The following is a 22,498-nucleotide window of genomic DNA, read 5'->3' as shown; positions in this document are numbered from 1 at the left end:
CAACTATGTGGACGGCTTATGCCCAACCGACCGGCTCCATCACCAACGCGTTGTCGAGGCTTCGGAATCACCTGGCGCAGGTTCCGGAACGTATTGCGCGGTTCTCAGAAACAGAGTTAACCCAGCAGCCGCCGGGTAAATGGTCGAAGAAAGAAATACTAGGACATCTGATCGATTCGGCCCTCAATAATCTCAAACGATTTACCGACGCGCAGGTTGCCGATGGGCAATATACCATTCAGTCGTATAATCAGCATCAACTGGTGATTGTCAATCAGTACCAGCGGCTACCAGTAGCGCATTTATTAACCTTGTGGGCTAGTTTGAATACGCAGATCCTCTACGTAACGGAAGCCCTCCCACCCGACCTGCTAACCAAGCCTATTCAGCCAAAACAGGCTGACGGACAGCAGCTAACACTAGGTTGGCTGATCGAGGATTATGTCGCTCATCTGGAACATCATCTGAAAACGTTGTTATAGTGTACGAACACGTAATGCAGAAAAAACGCCGAACACAAGCCGGTCCGGCGTTTCGCCAACTTCTATGAGAAATCCTTCTGAGGGGATCTGCCCTAAAGAAGCTTGTTGATGAGCCGACGTTGCATGAGGCTCATAAAAAACAGAGCCCGGCCCACCACAGCCGGGCTTTTTTAGTACCTCTCACCTCCACTTGCTAATTCTATACATTTAATTGTATGGTGACTTGTTGAATAGTATACTTCCTTAGTAGTTTTACAAGCAAACCCTTCTTGATTATATAACCCCCTCTCTAGTGAAACACGTTTTTACGCTGCTCTTACTGGTTACGAGCTGGTTGAGTTACTCTACTCAGGCTCAATCTATCTGGACAGGTGCCTCCAGCACCGATTGGAATACGGCTGCTAACTGGGACCCCGTCGGTGTGCCCACTGCAACCAGTGATGTCGTCATCCCTGCTGTTTTCAACGATCCTGTTATTTCAACAGGGACGTCAGCCCTGGCCAAAACCGTAGAAGTACGAAGTTCCGGGTCCCTGACCATCAGTAGTTCAGCTACTCTGACCGTCGGGGGAAATAAGGCCCCTGGTGATTATCCATTTTATAACATTGCCTTTTACAATAATGGTCTCGTCGCCAATAGGGGATTGTTAAGCATTGATCCAAAATCGTCGGACACGTTTGGTCTTTTCAACACCGGTGCTTTTACGAACTATGCGGGAGGAGAAATCCAGACTGACAACACTGGCACTAGCGGATTGGCCAACTGGGATGAGGCCAGCACCTTTATCAACGCAGGCCATATCCTGATTGGGTTCAGAACCTCGGGGGAAGTAGATGGGCTTCTTAACGATGGAACCTTTACCAATGAGCCGGGTGGACTGATTGAAATTGAACGTACATTCAGGGGCATAATTAACCGAATTGGGACCAGCACATTTACCAACGCTGGTCATATCCTCATTGGGGCCAGCGCAGCCTCGGAATCCATTAGCTCTGGCGTTTACAATAGGGCTAACTTTACCAATAACGCAACCGGTGAGATCCAGATTGGCCGGGTCACCTCTGATGGCTTACAAAACGTCGAGGGCACCTTTATCAACGCAGGTCGTATCCTTATTGGCGCTAATGCAGCTGTAGGTCGGTATGGCCTTCAAAACATTGACGGTAGCTTTACCAACAGCATGGGTGGACTGATTCAAATTGACCGCTCTACTATGATGGGATTGTTCAACGGGCAAATAGCGGGCAAACCAGCCAATGACGGCAGCTTCACGAACGCGGGCACGATTACCATCGGGGCTTCAGCCGCCGTTGGCGAGTATGGTCTTTACAACCGAATGACCTTTAATAACAATGCAGGAGGACTCATCCAGATTGACCGGAGCAGCTTGAATGGATTGTACAACGACAAGGGCACCTTTACCAACTCGGCCCGTATCGTTATTGGGGCTAACGCACCGGTAGGCGACAATGGCCTTCGAAACGAAGCTACCTTCAACAATAACGTAGGCGGGCAAATTCAGATTGACCGCTCCACTCAAAGCGGTTTATTGAACCAATATGGCACTTTCACCAATGCAGCCAGCATCAGTATTGGGACCAATGCCTCAGTAGGTGAGTATGGTCTTACCAATCGAAATATCTTTAGCAATACGACAGGTGGGCAAATTCAGATTGACAAGACTAACTTAGATGGTCTGTTAAATATTGGCAACAGCTTTACCAATTCGGCCAATATTGTCATAGGAGCCACTATTGGTCGGGATGGGTTAGCCAATTCATTTGGTACCGTTACGAATACGGCTTGTGCCAGCCTGAGCGTGTTGGCTAGTGTCAGCAACACTGAAACGTTTACAAACCAAGGTTTGCTGACGGTGAGCACTACCCGAGCTAACGTCAACACCGGTACATTTACGAACAACGGCGTTATCGCTTACCCGCAGGGCAACCCCATTCCTAATGTCACGAACAACAAGCTCATTGCCCTGCCTCTGACTACCAACTGTGACTTAATCGCAAGTCCAGCCTTGCAGATCGGAGCCAGCAATGATCTGACTGTAGGAAGCAATTGGTATCAGGACGCAGCCTTAAGTAACCTAGCCGGCACGTATTCCCCTAACTCGTTTATCGCTACTAATCTGACTCCCGGCGCTACGTCCCCTGTTTACTTTCAGGTAAGTGGATTAGGCGATGGCTGCTCACAAACCGTATCCATTCCTGTTACGGTTCAGGCGGCTCCCCAAGCTAAGCTAGATAACTCAGGCATCATCACCTGTACTAATCCAGCCGTGACGCTTACCGCTTCGCCTGCTGAGCAAAGCAGTTACGTCTTCTCCGGCCCTTCATCGTTCACCCAGAGCGGCACCAGTGCAGTAGCTTCTGTCACCGCCAGCGGCACCTACTCTGTAACAGTCACGAACGCCAGTGGCTGTTCAACGACGGCTACCGTTGAGGTTACAGGCAACACTACGGTTCCCCAGAATATAACCTTGACGAATAACGGTCCATTGTCCTGTTCCCAAACCAGCGTGACGTTGACTGCTGCCAGCAGCAGCGGCTCACTGAGCTACAGTTTTACCGGTCCTAGCTCGAGTCCCATTATTCAGAACGGCAGTGCTGTAGCTAGTGTTACCGCTGGAGGAACCTACACAGTCACTGTTACGGGTACTAACGGCTGTTCAACGACGGCTACTACTGAGGTAGCAAGCAACACGATACCACCCAGTCTTTCCCTATCCAACAGTGGCCCCTTGTCCTTTACCAACACCACTGTTACGCTAACGGCTACGGCCACTCCTGGCGCCACCTATAGCTACCGCTTTAGCCCCGGAGCGGCTCAGCAAGGTAGCAGCAACATGGCTACCGTCAACACCACGGGCGTTTACTCAGCGACCGCGACCCGGCTGGACAACGGCTGTTCAGCGACGGCTTCCACGACCGTAACGGGTGGTAACAACCCCACGGTTTGTAGAGGAGGTGCAGCCGTTATCAACGTAACAGTCGATGGCGATCCGGTTAAGTACGAATGGTACAAAAACAGCCTCACTACGCCTAAGATCATGGAGACGCCCCAGCTTTTCCGGGGCACCGCTACGTCCAGTCTAACCCTGATCAACGCCCAAAGCAGCACCCAGGGCAACTTCTTTCTCAAAGTCACAGACCGCTCAGGTACGGTGAAGATCTATGGTCCGTATCGCCTGACAGTCGACGGCAGTTGCCGGGCTAGAGAGGTCGCTCAGTTGGAAACGCCTTTGCAAGTGGAGCTGGCACCAAACCCCATCAGCGGAGAGCGGTTGCGGGCCGTGATCCGTGGTGCAGAAGGTCGCCCGTTAGAGGTGAACCTGGTAGACCTTAGCGGTAAGTCCATTCGGCAGCAACGGTGGAGTGAGGCTCAGCCTGAGCAACCTGTGGAGTGGGACTTACAGACTCAGGGCTCAGGAGTGTATCTCTTGCAGGTCGTCAGCGGAGCTAGTAGTAGTGGGCCTGCCCAGCAGCAAAGTCTGAAAGTGATCAAACCCTAAACTAAAAGCCCGGCTAACCACAGCCGGGCTTTTTTGTTTATACTTGTGTCAGCTTACAGATGGGCTCATGCCCGTAAAAAGCTGTCTGTTCTACTAATGTTTCACTCGGCACCTTACTAATCACCACTCAACAACTTTATTATGAGTATGCAAAAGAAGATAGGCATTTTATTCGGCCAGGAAAATACGTTTCCGCAGGCCTTTGTGGATCGCGTCAACGAAAAACAATCTGATTTCCAAGCCGAGTTTGTAAGCATCGACCAAGTCGAGCAAAGCGTGCCGACAGATTACGCTGTGATCATCGACCGCATCTCACAGGACGTACCCTTCTACAAGGCATATCTGAAAAATGCGGCCCTTACGGGTACAGCGGTTATCAATAACCCATTCTGGTGGGCCGCCGACGAGAAGTTCTTTAACAATGCACTGGCGGTACAGTTGGGCGTTCCGGTGCCGAAAACAATTTTGCTACCCTCCAAAGACCGGCCGGACGATACCAACCATAATTCATTCCGGAACCTGCGCCACATGAACTGGGATGCCATCTTCGGGCACATCGGTTTCCCGGCCTTTATGAAACCACATGCCGGGGGCGGCTGGAAGAGCGTTTACAAAGTCGATAACCCGGAGCAGATGTTCAGGGCGTACGACGAAACCGGGCAGTTGGTGATGCTGTATCAGGAGGCTATCGAATTTGAGGATTACTTCCGGTGTTATTGCATTGGCGGCAAAGACGTACGTATCATGCCGTATGAACCCCGCAATCCGCATCACCTGCGTTACGCATCCGAGATGAAAACAACCGGCGACGCGGGCAAGAAACTCTTAAAAACCATGACGGACTATGTTTTGAAGCTCAATCATGGTCTCGGCTACGACTTCAATACGGTTGAGTTTGCCGTGCGCGATGGCATTCCGATCGCCATTGACTTCTGTAACCCCGCCCCCGATGCCGACGTCCATTCGGTTGGACAAGAGAACTTCGAGTGGGTGGTTGAAGCCGCGGCCACTATGGCGATTGACCGAGCGAAGCGCGCACAAAAAGGCAAAGACAATCTCACATGGGGTACGTTCGTTCGCGGCTCCGTGGACGGAACCGGACTAACTCCGGCGAAAGCTGCAAAAACAGCTCCCGAAGCCACAGTAGGCAAAAGCGTAAAGGAAGAGAAAGCGCCGAAAGCCGAAAAAGGAAAGAAGGACGAACCAAAAGACGATAAGCCGAAAAAGGCTAAAAAGTAGTTTGTTCTTGTATCACCCAAAGCCGTTGCCGAATCTAATTCTGGCAACGGCTTTATCATTCCAACCCTTCGCCAGCGGCTGGAGTCCTAACTGAACGTAATTAGCCTTATCTATGCGCAAACTCCTTGGTTTACTGGTTCTTTGGGCTGCCTTAGTAAGTTGCAGCAGGGAGGACGAACCGATAACGCCTGAAACGCTGACCGGAACCTGGGTAGAAAAGTCGGCCCGCCGGGATACTCTCATTTTCAACCCGGTATTTCAGGGCCAGGTGCTGATGGGTACACTCACCGTAAACCGGGGCAAAGAACTGAACGCTGGCGGTTATCTCTTGCCTAAACTTGGCAGCGGCATCTATTCGTATGAGCTTCGGGGTGATCGCATTTACGTACGTAACAGCCTTTCTAGTTCATCTGTGGGTGCAGAATACAAGCTTGCCCACCGACGTAACGAACTGCTGATTGAAAACTTTTTTGAGCTAGGCTTCAATCAGCCAGCCACCACCCTCCGTACCCTGGTTCGCTTACCGTAACGTAGTATAGGCTAAATACGGTCCGTCGTTATGGGGCGCGCGGCAGCCACTTTACCGACTATTCAAATTCGCTTACAATCCTATTTCTTTGGGATCAATATTCATATCGCGGGCCGATGCCCGAAGAATCGCCAGCATCTCAATATAGCTGAACAAACGGCCATCAATGTAATCCTGCTCCTCCGGATCGGCGAACGCTTTCTTTTCTTCCAGATCCCGAATGTTGGCGTGAATCGTTATTAAAACGTCCTGAATAAACTGTTCAAATTGCTGAGCAGAAGCGGTTGTCATATAATTGTCAGATTCGGGCGATTATTAATAAATACCCCGTGCTTGGGTAATTAACCAGAATATTATTAGGTATTTTCTCGGATAACCCACTTACCATTCGTCACAAATTACGTCTGGGCGACTGATCTATCCACTGTTTTTGACCATATTCGCGTTTTGGGACTATAACGTATCGTGTAAATCATCAACCAACAACCCTGTTAAATTAGTCAACCAGTTCATGAAACGAAGAGATTTTATTCAGTTGTCTGGTTTAGGAGTAGGTGCCCTGATGGGTGCATCGATCCCTGTACTAGGCAACGCCGTTCCGCTCGAATACCTGCTTGAGCCGGGAGCCGACGCAGCTACTAAGAAACGGCTGGCCGACGTTGCGCTGAACGCGGCCAAAAGCAAAGGCGCTACGTATACCGACGTGCGCATTGGCCGTTATTTGCAGCAGTTCATGTTCACGCGTGAAAAGCAGGTGCAGAACATTGTGAACGCAGAGTCGTACGGCATTGGGATTCGGGTTATTGCCAATGGCACTTGGGGATTTGCCGCCACCAGCGACGTAACGCCCGACGCCATTGCCAAATGCGCAGCCACCGCCGTTGCCATCGCTAAAGCCAATGCCAAGCTCCAGTCCGAACCGGTACAGCTAGCTCCCCAGAAAGGCGTTGGAGACGTAACGTGGAAGACGCCCATCAAGAAGAATGCGTTTGAGATCCCGGTTCAGGAAAAAATCGACCTGTTGATGAAGGTGAACGGCGAAGCCATGAAAAATGGAGCGGCCTTCGTAACGTCGAATTTGTTTTTTGTGAATGAGCAGAAATACTTTGCCTCGACCGACGGATCGTATATAGATCAGGACGTTCACCGCGTCTGGCCAACGTTCACCGTATCGGCGGTTGACCGGGCGTCGGGCAAGTTCAAAACCCGCGATGCGATCAGTTCGCCGATGGGCATGGGCTACGAGTACCTCGACGGCTTAGCCTCCGAGAAGATTCCGGGACCCAACGGATTAGTCGGCTATCGCAACTCGTACGATATGGTCGAAGATGCGGTGATGGCCACTAAGCAGGTAAAAGAAAAAATGACCGCTAAGTCGGTGCAGCCCGGTAAGTACGACCTGGTTCTGGACCCGAATCACCTTGGCTTGACGATCCACGAATCGGTAGGCCACCCTACTGAACTCGACCGCGTACTTGGTTACGAAGCCAACTACGCGGGTACGTCGTTCGCGACCCTCGACAAGTGGAAAACCAAAAGCTTCAACTACGGCAGCAAACTCGTCAACATCGTCGCCGATAAGACGCAGCCTTATACGCTCGGCACGGTTGGCTACGACGACGAAGGTGTTCCCTGCAAAGAATGGGATTTAATTAAAGATGGTATTCTGGTGAATTACCAGGCCATTCGCGATCAGGCCGCCATCCTGGGCGAAAAAGAATCGAATGGCTGCTGCTACGCCGATAACTGGAACTCGGTGCAGTTTCAGCGGATGCCGAACGTATCGCTCAAGCCCGGCTCTGAAAAGCGCTCAGTCACTGACATGATCAAAGGCGTTGACAAAGGTATCTACATCATCGGTCGGGGCTCCTACTCCATTGATCAGCAGCGGTATAATTTCCAGTTTGGCGGACAGCTGTTCTACGAAATTAAGAACGGCGAGATCGTTGGCATGCTCGACGACGTAGCGTATCAGTCGAACACGCAGGAATTCTGGAACTCCTGCGCGCAGCTTTGCGACAAAGACGACTACCGTACATTCGGTTCGTTCTTCGACGGCAAAGGGCAGCCCTCACAGGTCAGTGCCGTGTCGCACGGTTCGGCCACTACGCGCTTCAACGGAGTCAATGTCATCAATACTGCCAGGAAGATTTAACTAGTCATTACGTTGTCAATCCAGGTGCAGTAGCAATTGCCACGAACTGACCAGCACTGACAATCAACAACTAAAACAATGGCCATCTTAACCAAAGAAGAAGCAAAGAAAATAATCGATAAAGTGCTCTCCTACTCGAAAGCCGATGAGATGAGCGTCAACCTGTCGGGCGGCCGCACGGGCAACATTCGTTACGCCCGCAACTCGGTCTCCACCAGCGGAGAGAGTTCGAACCTGTCGTTGAGCGTAACGGCAGTCTTCGGTAAAAAATCCGGTACAGCTACCATCAACGAGTTCGATGATGCCTCGCTGGAGAAGACCGTCCGGCGAGCCGAAGAGATTGCCCGACTGGCACCCGAGAACCCCGAGTACATGCCCATGCTGGGACCTCAGACGTACCTGGCCACGGATCCGTACGCTGAAAGCACCGCCAAAATTGACCCCGCTTATCGGGCGCAGGCCACCTTCGACAGCATTGATCCGTGCCGCAAAAAGAACCTAACGGCGGCCGGATACATGGAAGACCGGACCGGTTTCAACGCCATCGGCAACAGCAAAGGATTATCCGCCTACAACCGGGAAACATCGGTTGAGTTTTCGATCACCGTTCGGACGAACGACGGGCTAGGCTCCGGCTATGCCACCAGCGACGTAACCGACGTATCGAAGCTGAGTACCAAAAAAGATACCGAAATAGCCATGCAGAAAGCTATGGCATCGAGCAGCGCCCGGGCGTTGGAACCTGGTAAGTACACCGTTATTTTGGAACCAGCCGCGCTCGTATCCAATGTCGATGCCTCGCTGATGGTGGCGTTGGTACGTTCGATGGATGCCCGGAATGCCGATGAAGGCCGGAGTTTCCTCAGCAAAAAAGGGGGCGGCACTCGTCTCGGTGAAAAACTCTTCGACGAACGCGTCACGATTTACTCCGACCCAACCAATCCGGAAGTACCCAGCGGAGCTTTCAGTGGTGATGGTCGCCCGCAGGAGAAGGTAACGTGGATCGAAAAAGGCGTGGTCAAAAACATGCCGTACACCCGCTACTGGGCCGAGAAAAAAGGGGTAAAGGCCATTCCACCGGGTGGTAACTTCATCATGGAAGGCGGCACCCAGTCGCTGGCTGACATGATCAAAAGCACCGAAAAGGGCATTTTAGTTACCCGGCTCTGGTACATCCGCCCTGTCGACCCGCAAACGTTGCTGTATACGGGCCTAACCCGCGACGGAACGTTCTATATTGAAAATGGGCAGATCAAGTTCCCGGTGAAAAACTTCCGCTTCAACGAAAGCCCGGTGATTATGCTCAACAACCTCGAATCGATGGGCAAACCCGTACGCATTGGCGGCAATCTGGTTCCTCCGTTGAAAATTCGGGACTTTACGTTCACAAGCCTGTCGGACGCTGTATAAACCTGTCATTTGTCGTCGTTCGCTGCGCTGTCGTTAGTCGTCTTACAGCGCAGCGAGTGACTAATCAATAAACTATGAATCGTCGAGATTTTAATCAATTGTTAGGTATGGGCGCGGCTGGGATCGTGATGCCCAGTTTGCCGGCTTTCTCCCGCACCGTTAGTCCTGAAGCGCTACTCGAACCCGGTTTGGACGTAGCCGTTAAGAAGCGTCTGGCCGATGCGGCTTTGAACGCAGCTAAGTCGAAGGGAGCTACTTACGCCGATGTGCGTATCGGCCGCTACCTGAATCAATTCGTGCTCACGCGCGAAAACAAAGTGCAGGGCATTATTAATTCCGAGTCCTACGGTGTAGGCGTACGGGTCATTGCCAACGGTTGCTGGGGATTTGCCTCCGTCGGCGACGCCCGCGACGAAACGGTTGTAGCCAAAGCGGCTGAACAGGCCGTTGCCATTGCTAAAGCTAACGCCCGCCTGCTGACCGAACCCGTTCAGCTTGCTCCCCAGAAAGGCTACGGCGAAGTAAGCTGGAAAGCTCCCATCAAGCGCAACGCGTTCGAAGTGCCGGTTAAGGAAAAAGTCGATCTGCTGCTGGAAGCCAACGCAGCGGCCATGAAAAACGGGGCCAACTTCGTGAACAACGTCTTGTTCCAGGTAAACGAGCAAAAGTATTTTGCCTCGACCGACGGTACGTACGCCGATCAGGATATTCACCGTATTGGACCCAGCTTCACTGTAACGGCCGTTGACCCGCAGAACGGAAAATTCTCGACTCGCAACTCCTTAAGCGCCCCGATGGGCATGGGCTACGAGTATCTGCAAACTAACCCCAGTGATAAACTTTCCGGCGTTACGACCCGCTACAACAAGGGGTACGATATGCTGGAGGACATCACTGCAGCAGCAAAACAAGCCAAAGAGAAACTAAACGCCAAGTCGGTTGAAGCCGGTAAGTACGATCTGGTTCTCGATCCGTCGCACCTGTGGCTCACCATTCACGAATCCGTTGGGCACCCCCTCGAACTGGATCGGGTACTGGGCTACGAAGCCAATTACGCGGGTACCAGTTTCGCTACGTTGGACAAGTGGCAGACCAAGAATTTTAACTACGGCAGTAAACAAGTGAATCTGGTGGCTGACAAGACGCAGGTTGGTTCGCTAGGCGCTGTGGGCTGGGATGACGAAGGCGTGAAGACGAAGAAATGGGACTTGGTCAAAGACGGCATCCTGGTGAACTACCAGGCCATTCGTGATCAGGCGCACATCATTGGCGAAAAAGAATCGCAGGGCTGCTGCTACGCCGATAACTGGAGTTCGGTGCAGTTTCAGCGCATGGCTAACGTATCGCTCGAAGCCGGGAAGACACCTTTGTCGGTAGAGAACATGATCAAGGATGTCAAGAAAGGTATCTATATCATCGGCGATGGTTCGTTCTCGATCGACCAACAGCGCTACAACTTCCAGTTCGGTGGACAACTCTTTTACGAGATCAAAGACGGTCAGATCGTCGGCATGTTAAAAGACGTAGCGTATCAGGCCAATACCCGGGAGTTCTGGAATTCCTGCGTAGCGGTTTGTGACCAGAGTGATTACCGGCTTGGCGGTGCATTCAACGATGGTAAGGGTCAGCCAGCCCAGTCGAGCGCAGTATCGCATGGCAGCGCAACCGCCCGCTTCAACGGGGTCAATGTCATCAATACTGCCCGGAAGATTTAACTAGTCATTACGTTGTCAATCCAGGTGCAGTGGCAATTGCCACGAACTGACCAGTACTGACAATCAACAACTAAAACAATGGCCATCTTAACCAAAGAAGAAGCAAAGAAAATAATTGATAAGGTGCTCTCCTACTCGAAAGCCGACGAGATGAGCGTCAACCTGTCGGGCGGCCGCACGGGCAACATTCGTTACGCCCGAAACTCGGTTTCAACCAGTGGCGAATCCGACAATATTGCGCTGTCGATAACGGCCGTTTTCGGCAAACGTAGTGGAACGGCCACCATCAACGAGTTCGACGATGCCTCGCTGGAGAAAACCGTCCGGCGGGCCGAAGAAATCGCCCGACTGGCGCCCGAGAACCCCGAATACATGCCCATGCTGGGGCCGCAGACGTATCTGGACACGAAAACATACGCCGAAAGCACCGCTAAGATTAATCCGGACTTCCGCGCTCAGGCAGCTTTCGATAGTATCGACCCCTGTCGGCAGAAAAACCTGACCGCAGCGGGGTACATGGAAGACACCACCAGTTTCAACGCCATCGGCAATAGCAAAGGCAACTTCGGCTACAATCGGTCGACGGGCGTCGATTTTTCGATCACCGTCCGTACCGCTGACGGTTTGGGCTCCGGGTATGCGAATCCGGATGTGAACGATGTCAGTAAGCTGAGCACGAAAGCCGCTACCCAGATTGCCATGCAAAAAGCCCTAGCCTCAGCGAGTGCACGCGCGTTAGAGCCGGGTAAGTACACGGTCATTCTGGAGCCGACCGCATCCGTTGAGTTACTGAACAATATGATGCGCAGTATGGACGCCCGTAACGCCGATGAAGGCCGGAGTTTCCTCAGCAAAAAAGGGGGCGGCACGCGACTTGGCGAAAAACTCTTCGACGAGCGCGTCACGATCATTACGGACCCGACGAACGCCGAATTACCGTTGTCGCCCTTTGGCGGAGGAGGTGGCGGTGGCCGCTTCGGTGGCGGAGGTAACGACGGTCTACCTCAGGAGAAACGCACCTGGATCGAGAATGGCGTGGTCAAAAACATGTTCTACTCGCGGTACTGGGCTGACAAGAAAGGTGTTCAACCGATTCCGGCTCCGGGTGGATTCATCATGCAGGGCGGCACCCAATCGCTGGCGGACCTGATCAAAAGTACGGATAAAGGGATTCTCGTCACGCGCTTCTGGTATATCCGTGCCGTTGATCCACAAACTCAACTGTATACGGGCCTGACCCGCGACGGGACCTTCTATATCGAAAACGGGCAAATCAAATTCCCCATCAAGAACTTCCGTTTCAATGAAAGCCCGGTGATTATGCTCAACAACGTCGAAGCGTTGGGCAAGCCAGTTCGGGCGGGCGGCAATCTGATTCCGCCGATGAAAATCCGCGACTTTACGTTTACGAGTTTATCGGATGCGGTATAAACCTGTTATTAATGGTCGTTTGCTTCGCGGTCATTAGTCATTACGTGGTCATTCATAGCCGTAAAACTTGAATGACCACGTAATAACCATACGATGACTAGCTCATAACCAATCCATACACTATGAACCGCCGAAATTTTAACCAGCTTCTGGGCATAAGTACCGCCGGTATTCTACTGCCCAATCTACCCGCCTTCTCCCGAACTGTCAGTCCGGAAGCGCTGCTCGAACCAGGATTAGACGTAACAACCAAGAAGCGCCTGGCCGATGCGGCCATGAACGCAGCCAAAAGCAAAGGCGCTACGTATACCGATGTGCGCATTGGCCGCTACCTCAACCAGTTTGTCGTTACGCGCGAAGACAAAGTTCAGAATATTGTCAACACCGAATCCTACGGCGTAGGTGTACGGGTCATTGCCGATGGCTGCTGGGGCTTTGCCGCGGTAGTCGATGCGAAGAGTGAAGCCGACATGGCTAAGGCTGCTGAACAAGCCGTTGCCATTGCCAAAGCAAACGCCAAGCTGATGAAGCAACCCGTTCAGCTGGCTCTGCAGAAAGGGTATGGCGAGGTTAGCTGGAAAGCGCCGATTCAGAAAAACGCGTTTGAAGTCCCCATCAAAGAGAAAGTTGACCTGCTGCTGGGCGTTAACGGGGCAGCTTTGAAGAACGGAGCCAACTTCGTGAACTCAGTGCTGTTCATGGTCAACGAGCAGAAATACCTGGCCACCACGGACGGTACGTACGCCGACCAGGACATTCACCGCATCTGGCCCTTATCGACCGTAACGGCGATCGACCCAAAGACGGGCAAGTTTGAAACCAGACAGTCGCTGAGCGCCCCGATGGGGATGGGCTATGAATACCTGCAAACCAACCCCGCCGACAAAGTAACGGGCATTACAACGCGTTACAACAAAGGCTATGACATGCTGGAGGACGTAACGGCAGCCGCCAAACAAGCCCGCGACAAGCATAAGGCGAAGTCAGTTGAAGCCGGTAAATACGATCTGATTCTGGACCCTTCCCACCTGTGGCTCACCATTCACGAATCGGTAGGTCACCCTCTCGAACTGGATCGGGTACTCGGGTACGAAGCTAACTTTGCGGGTACCAGCTTTGCTACGTTAGACAAATGGAAGTCGAAGAACTTCAACTACGGCAGCAAACAAGTGAATCTGTTTGCCGATAAAACCCAGGTCGGTTCGCTGGGTGCCGTTGGCTACGACGACGAAGGTGTCAAGACCAAACAGTGGGATCTGGTGAAAGACGGAACACTGGTGAATTACCAGGCCATTCGTGACCAGGCGCACATCATCGGTGAGAACGAATCGCAGGGCTGCTGCTACGCCGACAGCTGGAGTTCGGTGCAGTTTCAGCGCATGGCCAACGTATCGCTGGCGGCCGGGAAAACGCCGTTATCCGTTCAGGATATGATCAAGGATGTTAAGAAAGGCATCTACATCATCGGCGACGGCTCCTTCTCGATTGATCAGCAGCGGTATAACTTCCAGTTTGGCGGACAACTGTTTTACGAGATCAAAGATGGTCAGATTGCCGGGATGCTCAAGGACGTAGCGTATCAGTCGAACACGCAGGAATTCTGGAACTCCTGCGTAGCGGTTTGCGATGAACGTGACTATCGACTTGGCGGCTCCTTCTTCGACGGCAAGGGACAGCCACCCCAGTCGAGCGCGGTCTCGCACGGTAGCTCGACAGCCCGGTTCAACGGCGTTAATGTGATTAATACAGCTCGTAAAATCTAGAACACCACTATGTCTATCCTACTTACCGAAGCAGAAGCGAAGGCCCTGTTGACGAAAGTTCTCAGCTACTCCAAAGCCGACGAGTGTGAGGTTAACCTGTTGGGTGAAGAACGGGGCAACCTGCGCTACGCCCGCAACGAAGTGTCGACCAGTGGTTCGCTTATCAATCAAAACCTACAGGTGCAGTCGGCATTTGGCAAGAAGGTCGGGGTAGCTACGATTGACGAGTTCGACGATGCGTCGCTCGAAAAAGTAGTACGTCGGGCGGAAGAGCTGGCGAAACTGGCACCCGAAAATCCGGAATACGTTGGACTGCTGGGTCCTCAACAGTACATAAAATCGAGCGGTTTTTTTGACTCGACCGCCAACATTACGCCCGACGCCCGTGCTACGGCCGTGGACAAAAGTTTACAGCTAACCCGGAATGCTAACCTAACGGCGGCTGGTTTTTTGCAGGACAATCGGGGTTACTCAGCCATGATGAACTCCAAAGGGCTGTTCGCCTATTACCCCAGCACGAATGTCAACTTTTCGCTGACAGTACGTACCGACGATGGCAAAGGCTCGGGTTACGTAGCGCGGGGGTTCAGCGATTTCTCAAAGCTGAACACGGCCTCAGCCACCAACATCGCCATTCAGAAAGCGCGGGGATCGGCGGAGGCACGCGCGATTGAACCGGGCAAATACACCGTCATTCTGGAGCCAACCGCGGCTGTCGTTTTGCTCGAAAACATCTACTTCAACATGGATGCCCGCTCGGCCGATGAAGGTCGTTCGTATTTCAGTAAAGCCGGCGGCAAGTCGCGTCTGGGCGATAAAGTGGTTGATGAGCGGGTGACAATTTACTCCGACCCAACGCATCCAGAACTCCCCGCGTCGCCCTGGTCGGGCGATGGACGTCCGCAGGAGAAAACCATGTGGATCGAGAAAGGCGTGGTCAAAAACCTGTCGTATTCGCGCTACTGGGCACAAAAGCAAGGAAAGAAAGCCGTTCCCAGTCCCAACAACATGATTATGGCTGGCGGCACTACTTCGCTGGAGGACATGATCAGGAGCACCCAGCGCGGCATTCTGGTCACCAAGCTTTGGTACATCCGCGAAGTCGATCCGCAAACGATTCTGCTCACCGGCCTGACCCGCGACGGAACCTTCTACATCGAAAATGGGAAGATCAAGCACCCCGTTAAGAACTTCCGCTTTAACGAGAGCCCCATCATCATGCTGAACAACCTCGAAGCCTTAGGCAAACCCGAGCGCGTGGTCAGCACCGAAACGGATGGAAACTACCTGGTGCCGCCGATGAAGATCCGGGAATTCACGTTCACAAGCCTGTCGGATGCGGTGTAATACCAAACTTTCCCCGAGCCTGTGCTCGGGGAAAGCACTCAGATACGTCCTAGTACGTCCTTAGTATGCCGGTTATCTCCGTGTTTTACGGGCTGATTATTAGTCTGTATTATTTTGACAACAAGCAGCACAATTTGCCCCATGTTCACGTTCGATATAGTGAGATGGAAGGCGTATTTGCCAACTTAGTTATTCGCTATTTCTAGTACGTTTTGATTACAAACGCCTATGCTCGAATCACGTGTTCATGATCTTCTTGAAGCGCCCGATGCGAAACTAGTCATCGAGCGGGCACAGGCTATTCTGGCCGATGAAGCCGAACGTCGCCGGTCGTTTCGCGAGTGGCTGCGTGACGACGTAAAAGCCGAATTCATCAACGGTGAAGTCATCATGCACTCGCCCGTAAAACGGCGTCATCTGGATGCTACTAAGTATTTACAGAACCTGTTACTGAATTTTGTAATGCTTAACGACCTGGGTGTTGTGGATTCAGAAAAGGCGTTGGTGGGTCTGACACGTAACGATTATGAGCCAGACATCTGCTACTGGAACAGCGAAACAGCCAGTTCGTTCGAGGACGATCAGATGGAACACCCCGCTCCGGATTTAATCGTGGAAGTCCTGTCGAAAAGTACGACCGGTCGCGACAGGGGCGTTAAGTTCGAGGATTATGCCGCTCACGGTGTTCTGGAATACTGGATTATCGATCCGGTCCGCAAATCGGTTGAGCAGTACAAATTAGATGAATCAACCATGGCGTTTGCGTCGGCCGCGACGTTATACAGCAATGATACGTTGGAGGCCTTGACGGTTCCTGGCTTTATCATTCCGGTGCAGGCTATTTTTGACAAAAAACTGAATATGGAAACATTACAGATTCTGATGACAAAACAGACCCCGTAATGTTTTTTAACATCTCAACAGTTTGAAACCCTTCATCTTCACTCGTATTCAATATACCTCCGGCGACTGGGACACCGACCAGCGGATGCCCGTTAATCTGCTGCACTCACTGGTTGAGTATACTACGATTCCGGTTGACCAAAAGGAAAAAGTCGTGCAGTTAAGCAGCCCGGACCTGTTTAAAAGTCCGTTTTGTTACCTCAGTGGTCACAAGCTGGTCGAGTTTTCAGGCCAGGAGCGGGACCACTTCAGACGCTACGTTCAGAATGGCGGCTTCGTGTTCGTTGACGACTGCAACCACGATGTCGACGGCTTATTCGCTAAATCGTTCGAACAGGAAATGGCCCGCACTTTTGGGCCAAAAGCCTTACAGAAAATTCCGAATAACCATCCGCTCTATACCTGTTTTTTCAAGTTTGAGGATGGTCCCCCCACTACGTCGTTCGAGTTAAATGGCTGGGGGGACGATCTGGTACACGACTACCTGAAAGCCGTTACGATCAATGGACGTATCGGCGTTTTATACAGCAATAAAGATTACGGCTGCGAGTGGGATTACGACTTCCGGAATAAACGCTTCCTGGCCGAAGACAACACAAAGTTTGGCATCAACATCGTGACCTACGCCTTAACCGCGTAGTAACAGATGCCAACTGCCTGAAAAGACAACCTGATAAATTGAAAATTTTGGAATCAACAGACTTAACCCACTACAAAACCCTGGTAGCTAAACTGCCACAGTTACGCAAAGAGATTGGAAAGGTCATTATCGGACAACAGGAGGCCATCAGCGAAGTGTTGATTTCGCTCCTGGCGGGTGGTCACTGCCTGCTCGAAGGGGTACCTGGCCTGGCTAAAACGCTCATGGTCAAAACCATGTCCGATGCGCTGGCCATGCGTTTCAAACGCATCCAGTTCACCCCTGACCTGATGCCCGGCGACATCGTCGGTACGGAGATCCTGGAAGATGACCACGAAACAGGCCATAAAGTCTTTGTCTTTAACAAAGGTCCTCTGTTTGCCAACGTAGTGCTGGCCGACGAAATCAACCGGACCCCACCCAAAACGCAGGCGGCCATGCTCGAAGCGATGCAGGAATACAAGGTTACCTACGGCGGTAACGACTACCCACTGCCCCGGCCGTTCCTGATCATTGCCACGCAGAACCCCATTGAGCAGGCCGGTACGTACCCCCTGCCCGAAGCACAGCTCGACCGGTTTCTGCTGTACATCAAGCTCAGTTACCCCTCCGAGCGCGAAGAACTCGACGTATTGAAAAGTACGACGGGAACAAACCGGCCTGAGCTACATACCGTCCTCTCTGACCAGGACATCCTTGATCTGCAAAGCCTGACCCGGCAGGTTCATATCAGCGACGAACTCATTGAGTACATTAACCGGCTTGTACGGGCAACCCGCCCACAAGACAGTCCTTCGGCCTTTGTCAAACAATGGGGCGAGTGGGGCGCGGGTCCTCGGGCTGGTCAGGCCCTGGTGCTTTGCGCCAAAGCACGCGCCGTGCTGAACGAACGGTTTTCGGTAATTCCGGAAGACATCAGAACGTTGGCATTTCCTGTGCTCCGTCATCGGGTCGCGCTGAATTTTCGCGCTGAGGCCGAGGGCGTTACCACGGATAAGGTGATTAGCGAGTTGCTGCAGTCCGTTAAGTAAGCATTGGCGCTTATTACCGGCTTTTACTTACTCATGACACTTCATGTTAACGACTGACCTCATCAAACTGAATAACCTGCAACTGGCCGGAAAACTGGTCAGCGATGAGCTGTTGCTGGGTATTCAGACCAGTCGCCGGTCGGGTATCGGTACCGAGTTTGAGCAATTTCGGCATTACACGCCGGGCGACGACCCGAAACGGATTGACTGGAAGCTATTCGCCAAAACGAGTCAATATCTGGTCCGCGAATCGGCTACGGAAAGTAACCAGCAGGTCCGGCTGCTGCTCGATCTGTCGGGCTCGATGAACTATGCCGAAGCGACTATCAGCCGGTTAAACTACGCCAAACTTTTGCTGGCCTCGCTGGCGTATCTGGCGAACCGCCAGGGCGATCAGTTAAGTCTGTACACCTTGCAACACGGCAGCTTACAAACCCTCGTGCCGGCGGGCAAACAGGCGTTTCAGAAAATTGTGGCTATGCTCGAACAGGCACAGGCATCGGGAAGCTGGCAAAACGAGGGGACATCGTTCCCGGAATTCAGCCGGAAGCAAAGCGAACTGCTGATTATAGCCTCTGACTTTTTGCAGGTGAACGATGAGTGGCTCAGTCTCATTCGGAGCGTAGCCGGGCCGCGTCGGGAGATCGTTATTTTTCAGATTCTGGGCGATCAGGAGCTTGATTTCAACCTCAGCGGCTTTTACCGATTTCAGGACCTGGAAACCGGCAAAGAAGTTGAATTACAGGCCGACACAGTGCGCGAACTGGTACAACAGAAAGCTTCGGACTACATGACCTCGCTGGAAGAAGGCCTGCGTATTCCACACGTCCGGCTCATCCGCACTCGCCTGAGCGACCCGTTAGCCCTGGTACTGAAAAAATTCTTGATTAGTTGACGTAACATGCAGTTTGTCGAGCCGTATTTATTGTGGGGAGCCCTGGCCGTAGCCATTCCGGTGGCCATTCACTTCTGGCACCAGAAGCGAGGAAAGCTATTGCCCTGGGCCGCTACCCAATGGCTTACCGAAAAAGACCAACAACAGAGCCGGGGGTTGCGGCTGGATAACATCGCTTTGCTGCTTGTTCGCTGCCTACTTTTACTGCTGTTGGCTATGCTGCTGAGTCAGCCCGTTCTTCACTGGTTCGATCAATCGAAAGCGAATCAGCGAATCCACCTGGTGCAGCCCAGCGCCCTGGTCGCCAATAATTTTAAGTTCGAGCTGGACGAAGCACAGAAGAAAGGTGAATCCGTTTACTGGATACATGATCAGTTGCCCACTTACACCACGCCCCTTAGCAGCCTCGCCAATCCGACTCCGTTCAACGCGCTGACGTTACAAACGACCATTGATCAGCTCCCTCCTGAAACAACCGAATTACATACGTATCTGGTTAATGATCAGTCGTTAGCGACCTTGCCGGCGATCACGGTTCCGGCAAAATTTCAGTTGCACAGTGTACCGGATTCAACCACTCCAGTACGGCCTTATCTTGCCATTCGAGCCAATAAAAAGCTGTTTATAAACCGGGCCGGAAAGCTCACGAGCAGCGAAACGCTTGACCCATCCCTAAAATTTCGACCGAGTCCGGCGTTTACGAGCAGCGTACGCGTCCTGTTGAGTTACAGCAACCCACGCGAACGACAAACAGTCAGGGCCGCCCTGGCTGCCTTGAGCGATGTGTATGCGCTTGATCTGCTGATTGACGAAAAACCTGCGTCAAACCAGGCGTATAACTGGGTCTTAACCGATCAGACGGCGCTGGCGAATCGACCGGCCCCACAAACGCTTTATATCATATCAGGTCCGGGTCAGGCTGTGGCGACGAACAACGTCATTTTTACAAATGAATCGTTGACGCCACAAACGTCAGAACGGGTGGCATCGGGACAGCTACCGGAATGGCTTGGGCAACAATTCATTCAGCAGTATACCCTCAACCCGACTCACCAGCCCCTGAGCCAATCGGCCCTGAACGCCTTGTTTATTCCATCGCCCAAACGTAACGTAACGCAACAGGCCGGAATCCAACAGGCGCTGTTGCTGCTGATGACCGTTTTACTCGTACTTGAACGCTGGCTTGCTTTGACCAAAAACGCATGAAGGAAATCAACCGCCTTATATCGTCCGTTACGTATCAGCTTTACGCCAATGCGTTGCTGCGGTCTGGATTACTGGCTGTATCCGCTTACCTGCTGACGGCGACCTTTGTTACGTCCCCGATCTGGTCCATTCTGGCCGGATTTATCGGGTTGGGCGTGGGTATTTTTCTGAGTCGGCTTTATCAGGACAAGAAACCCCAGGCGATCCGGCTGATTCACCAAACCGTTGGCGACGTGGAGTATAGTTTACCGCTCCTGACAAAATCACAGTTAAATCTGGCCGAACGGCTACAACTCGAACGCCTGGGTGAGCAGGTGCAGAACGTCCGCCCACCGCAGGTGGTGTTGTCGAAAGCAGGGGTATATGGAGCCGGGCTGCTGGCGGCCCTGGCTATACACATTGGCTATCCTTTGCTCGACAAGAATCCGCAGGAATCGCAAAAACAGACCCATCTGTCGACTGTCGAAAAAACGCGTGAGCCGGTTGCGCCCTCGTTTCGATCAGCCGACCTACGTGTTCAGCCTCCGGCGTATACCCGACTGCCCGAAGTCAATTCCAGTAACCTCAACGTATCAACGATTGTGGAAGCAGTACTGACCTGGCGACTCAGGTTTAGCGATCAACAGCAGGTAGCCGTGCGGTTGGTCAACAGCCGTGGGCAGGAATTACCCTTTCGTCAAACTGGGGACCTGTTTACGTATCAGGACCAGCTGGTGAGTTCGGGCTTGTACGCCATTAAAGCCTACTGGCATGACAAAAAGCGGGATCGGGATTCGTTGATCTATCAGTCCGACTTTTATCGGCTCGAAGCCAAACCCGACTTAGCCCCGAAAATTGAGCCGGAATCGAAAGAATTATACCGTTTTCATTACCTCAAAGATTCGAAAACACTAAACGTAGCCGCTACATTTTCGGACGATTTCAGTGTAGCGCAGGCGTTTATTGTCGCCACCGTTGCCCGTGGCTCGGGCGAGAACGTGAAGTTCCGGGAGGTGCGCATGCCGCTAGGACAGGCAAATTTCAAAAAGGCCCGGCTCAGCAAAACGCTTGACTTGAAAGCCCTGAACTTTGCGCCCGGTGACGAACTGTACTATTACTGGGCCGCGTTCGATAACCGCCAGCCCGAACCAAACTTCACGAAGTCAGACACGTATTTCGTGGTCTATAAAGACACGACGCAGGTGGAAGAAAGTGCCCTGGCTACGATGGCGGTGAACATTATGCCGGAGTATTTCCGGAGTCAGCGGCAAATCATTATCGACACGGAGAAACTGATTGCTGGCCGGAAAAAGATGCCTGTGAAGTCGTTCAACAGTATGTCGAACGAGGTCGGTTTTGATCAGAAAGCCTTACGGCTGCGGTACGGCCAGTTCCTGGGCGAAGAATTTGAAACGTCAATTGGTGGCGGGCACGCTGGCCCGGCCGATGACGATGAAAATCCGCTGGCGGGCTACATGCACGACCACGACAAAGGCGAGGGTGAGCACGGTGCCGAACACCATAAGGACGAGCACGAAGAACACGGCCATGACCACGATCACGGTGGCGGAACCGCCGATGACAGTAAGGACCCGCTGGCCGCGTTGATGGAGCAGTACATGCACTCCCACGACAACGCCGAAACCAATACGTTCCATGAACAATCGACGCGCAGCCTGCTGAAGATGGCCTTGGAGAATATGTGGCAATCGGAACTGCATCTGCGTTTGTACGAACCCGAAAAAGCGCTTCCGTTTGAGAAGAAAGCGTTGGAATACCTGAAATTATCGCAGCAAAAAGCCCGGTCGTACGTGAAGAAAACCGGCTTCGATCCACCCCCAATCAAAGAAAAAGAAACCCGGCTGACGGGCGAGTTGAAGAACGTAACGTCTGCGTTCAAACAAGAACGCGCCTACAGCCAGGAACGTATTGAATCGTTGGTTGCGCAGGTACTGGGCTATATCGACCTAAAATCGCTTACCGTGCAGCAACGTCAGTCCGTACAGCAGTTGGGCAATGCACTGGCTGATCGGGTCGTGAGCAGTGGCCTGCAAAACTGGTCGGTGCTGGCCTCGCTGCAAAGGATGGCGAGCGGAAAGCCGGTTTCTGATCAGGAGCGTATGCAGTTGAAAACAAAACTTTACGCCTTAAGTGGAGCAACTGAACGTACGGGTCCATCGTACGTAAGCGACCAAAGCCTGCGAAAAGCGTTCTGGCGGCACTTAAAGTAATCAGCTGCCGTGTTCTGAATTT

General features: G+C 52.4%; 18 protein-coding genes. 17 read left to right on the top strand and 1 reads right to left on the bottom strand.

The window, feature by feature from the left end; genetic code table 11:
* Positions 1 to 5: 5 nt before the first annotated feature.
* From ACYVIY_RS06310 to ACYVIY_RS06295, 4 genes are all read left to right on the top strand, one after another.
* Entirely contained in the window at positions 6 to 482 is a 477-nt protein-coding gene (locus tag ACYVIY_RS06310) for a DinB family protein (RefSeq protein WP_460975451.1), read from the top strand.
* A 292-nt stretch (positions 483 to 774) separates the two neighbouring features.
* Positions 775 to 4,002, top strand: coding sequence for a hypothetical protein (locus ACYVIY_RS06305; protein ID WP_460975450.1), 3,228 nt, complete (start codon positions 775 to 777; stop codon positions 4,000 to 4,002).
* A gap of 141 nt (positions 4,003 to 4,143) precedes the next feature.
* Positions 4,144 to 5,241 carry an ATP-grasp domain-containing protein gene (locus ACYVIY_RS06300; RefSeq protein ID WP_460975449.1) on the top strand — a complete coding sequence of 366 codons (1,098 nt, stop codon included), beginning with the start codon at positions 4,144 to 4,146 and terminating at the stop codon, positions 5,239 to 5,241.
* A 112-nt stretch (positions 5,242 to 5,353) separates the two neighbouring features.
* Entirely contained in the window at positions 5,354 to 5,770 is a 417-nt protein-coding gene (locus ACYVIY_RS06295) for a hypothetical protein (protein ID WP_460975448.1), read from the top strand.
* A gap of 72 nt (positions 5,771 to 5,842) precedes the next feature.
* Here ACYVIY_RS06295 and ACYVIY_RS06290 read toward each other — a convergent pair whose 3' ends face one another.
* Positions 5,843 to 6,061 carry a hypothetical protein gene (locus ACYVIY_RS06290; RefSeq protein ID WP_460975447.1) on the bottom strand — a complete coding sequence of 73 codons (219 nt, stop codon included), beginning with the start codon at positions 6,059 to 6,061 and terminating at the stop codon, positions 5,843 to 5,845.
* Positions 6,062 to 6,281: 220 nt separating this feature from the next.
* Between ACYVIY_RS06290 and ACYVIY_RS06285 the strand changes: the two genes are divergently transcribed.
* From ACYVIY_RS06285 to ACYVIY_RS06225, 13 genes are all read left to right on the top strand, one after another.
* Entirely contained in the window at positions 6,282 to 7,925 is a 1,644-nt protein-coding gene (locus ACYVIY_RS06285) for a TldD/PmbA family protein (protein ID WP_460975446.1), read from the top strand.
* Between the two features lie 78 nt (positions 7,926 to 8,003).
* On the top strand, positions 8,004 to 9,335 hold the full coding sequence (locus tag ACYVIY_RS06280; protein ID WP_460975445.1) for a TldD/PmbA family protein: 1,332 nt from the start codon (positions 8,004 to 8,006) through the stop codon (positions 9,333 to 9,335).
* 74 nt (positions 9,336 to 9,409) lie between these two features.
* The gene (locus ACYVIY_RS06275; RefSeq protein WP_460975444.1) at positions 9,410 to 11,050 is read left to right on the top strand and encodes a TldD/PmbA family protein; all 1,641 of its coding nucleotides are present in this window, start codon (positions 9,410 to 9,412) and stop codon (positions 11,048 to 11,050) included.
* Positions 11,051 to 11,128: 78 nt separating this feature from the next.
* A complete protein-coding gene (locus tag ACYVIY_RS06270; RefSeq protein ID WP_460975443.1) occupies positions 11,129 to 12,481 on the top strand; it encodes a TldD/PmbA family protein in 1,353 nt (450 codons plus the stop codon).
* A 122-nt stretch (positions 12,482 to 12,603) separates the two neighbouring features.
* Complete coding sequence (locus ACYVIY_RS06265; protein WP_460975442.1) at positions 12,604 to 14,244, top strand: TldD/PmbA family protein; 1,641 nt, start codon at positions 12,604 to 12,606, stop codon at positions 14,242 to 14,244.
* A gap of 9 nt (positions 14,245 to 14,253) precedes the next feature.
* The gene (locus ACYVIY_RS06260; protein ID WP_460975441.1) at positions 14,254 to 15,591 is read left to right on the top strand and encodes a TldD/PmbA family protein; all 1,338 of its coding nucleotides are present in this window, start codon (positions 14,254 to 14,256) and stop codon (positions 15,589 to 15,591) included.
* Positions 15,592 to 15,656: 65 nt separating this feature from the next.
* Positions 15,657 to 15,797, top strand: coding sequence for a DUF4160 domain-containing protein (locus tag ACYVIY_RS06255; RefSeq protein WP_460975440.1), 141 nt, complete (start codon positions 15,657 to 15,659; stop codon positions 15,795 to 15,797).
* A gap of 22 nt (positions 15,798 to 15,819) precedes the next feature.
* On the top strand, positions 15,820 to 16,494 hold the full coding sequence (locus ACYVIY_RS06250; protein WP_460975439.1) for a Uma2 family endonuclease: 675 nt from the start codon (positions 15,820 to 15,822) through the stop codon (positions 16,492 to 16,494).
* A 22-nt stretch (positions 16,495 to 16,516) separates the two neighbouring features.
* Positions 16,517 to 17,134, top strand: coding sequence for a DUF4159 domain-containing protein (locus tag ACYVIY_RS06245; RefSeq protein WP_460975438.1), 618 nt, complete (start codon positions 16,517 to 16,519; stop codon positions 17,132 to 17,134).
* A 47-nt stretch (positions 17,135 to 17,181) separates the two neighbouring features.
* Entirely contained in the window at positions 17,182 to 18,165 is a 984-nt protein-coding gene (locus ACYVIY_RS06240) for an AAA family ATPase (protein WP_460975437.1), read from the top strand.
* Positions 18,166 to 18,208: 43 nt separating this feature from the next.
* Complete coding sequence (locus ACYVIY_RS06235) at positions 18,209 to 19,060, top strand: DUF58 domain-containing protein (RefSeq protein WP_460975436.1); 852 nt, start codon at positions 18,209 to 18,211, stop codon at positions 19,058 to 19,060.
* Between the two features lie 6 nt (positions 19,061 to 19,066).
* Positions 19,067 to 20,266: a BatA domain-containing protein gene (locus ACYVIY_RS06230; protein WP_460975435.1), complete on the top strand. Its 1,200-nt coding sequence runs from the start codon at positions 19,067 to 19,069 to the stop codon at positions 20,264 to 20,266.
* A complete protein-coding gene (locus ACYVIY_RS06225; protein WP_460975434.1) occupies positions 20,263 to 22,476 on the top strand; it encodes a hypothetical protein in 2,214 nt (737 codons plus the stop codon). The genes ACYVIY_RS06230 and ACYVIY_RS06225 overlap by 4 nt, the downstream gene beginning before the upstream one ends.
* Positions 22,477 to 22,498: the final 22 nt, after the last annotated feature.

Source organism: Spirosoma knui (assembly GCF_054780635.1).
The sequence above is the reverse complement of the archived record's forward strand: the minus strand, read 5'-3'. Positions and strand labels throughout refer to the sequence as shown.

Bases quoted from the DNA above. Each gene is read 5' to 3' on its own strand.
- ACYVIY_RS06310 (WP_460975451.1), top strand. From the start codon at position 6: ATGTGGACGGCTTATGCCCAACCGACCGGCTCCATCACCAACGCGTTG.
- ACYVIY_RS06300 (WP_460975449.1), top strand. From the start codon at position 4,144: ATGAGTATGCAAAAGAAGATAGGCATTTTATTCGGCCAGGAAAATACG.
- ACYVIY_RS06295 (WP_460975448.1), top strand. From the start codon at position 5,354: ATGCGCAAACTCCTTGGTTTACTGGTTCTTTGGGCTGCCTTAGTAAGT.
- ACYVIY_RS06290 (WP_460975447.1), bottom strand. From the start codon at position 6,061: ATGACAACCGCTTCTGCTCAGCAATTTGAACAGTTTATTCAGGACGTT.
- ACYVIY_RS06285 (WP_460975446.1), top strand. From the start codon at position 6,282: ATGAAACGAAGAGATTTTATTCAGTTGTCTGGTTTAGGAGTAGGTGCC.
- ACYVIY_RS06280 (WP_460975445.1), top strand. From the start codon at position 8,004: ATGGCCATCTTAACCAAAGAAGAAGCAAAGAAAATAATCGATAAAGTG.
- ACYVIY_RS06275 (WP_460975444.1), top strand. From the start codon at position 9,410: ATGAATCGTCGAGATTTTAATCAATTGTTAGGTATGGGCGCGGCTGGG.
- ACYVIY_RS06270 (WP_460975443.1), top strand. From the start codon at position 11,129: ATGGCCATCTTAACCAAAGAAGAAGCAAAGAAAATAATTGATAAGGTG.
- ACYVIY_RS06265 (WP_460975442.1), top strand. From the start codon at position 12,604: ATGAACCGCCGAAATTTTAACCAGCTTCTGGGCATAAGTACCGCCGGT.
- ACYVIY_RS06260 (WP_460975441.1), top strand. From the start codon at position 14,254: ATGTCTATCCTACTTACCGAAGCAGAAGCGAAGGCCCTGTTGACGAAA.
- ACYVIY_RS06255 (WP_460975440.1), top strand. From the start codon at position 15,657: ATGCCGGTTATCTCCGTGTTTTACGGGCTGATTATTAGTCTGTATTAT.
- ACYVIY_RS06250 (WP_460975439.1), top strand. From the start codon at position 15,820: ATGCTCGAATCACGTGTTCATGATCTTCTTGAAGCGCCCGATGCGAAA.
- ACYVIY_RS06235 (WP_460975436.1), top strand. From the start codon at position 18,209: ATGTTAACGACTGACCTCATCAAACTGAATAACCTGCAACTGGCCGGA.
- ACYVIY_RS06230 (WP_460975435.1), top strand. From the start codon at position 19,067: ATGCAGTTTGTCGAGCCGTATTTATTGTGGGGAGCCCTGGCCGTAGCC.
- ACYVIY_RS06225 (WP_460975434.1), top strand. From the start codon at position 20,263: ATGAAGGAAATCAACCGCCTTATATCGTCCGTTACGTATCAGCTTTAC.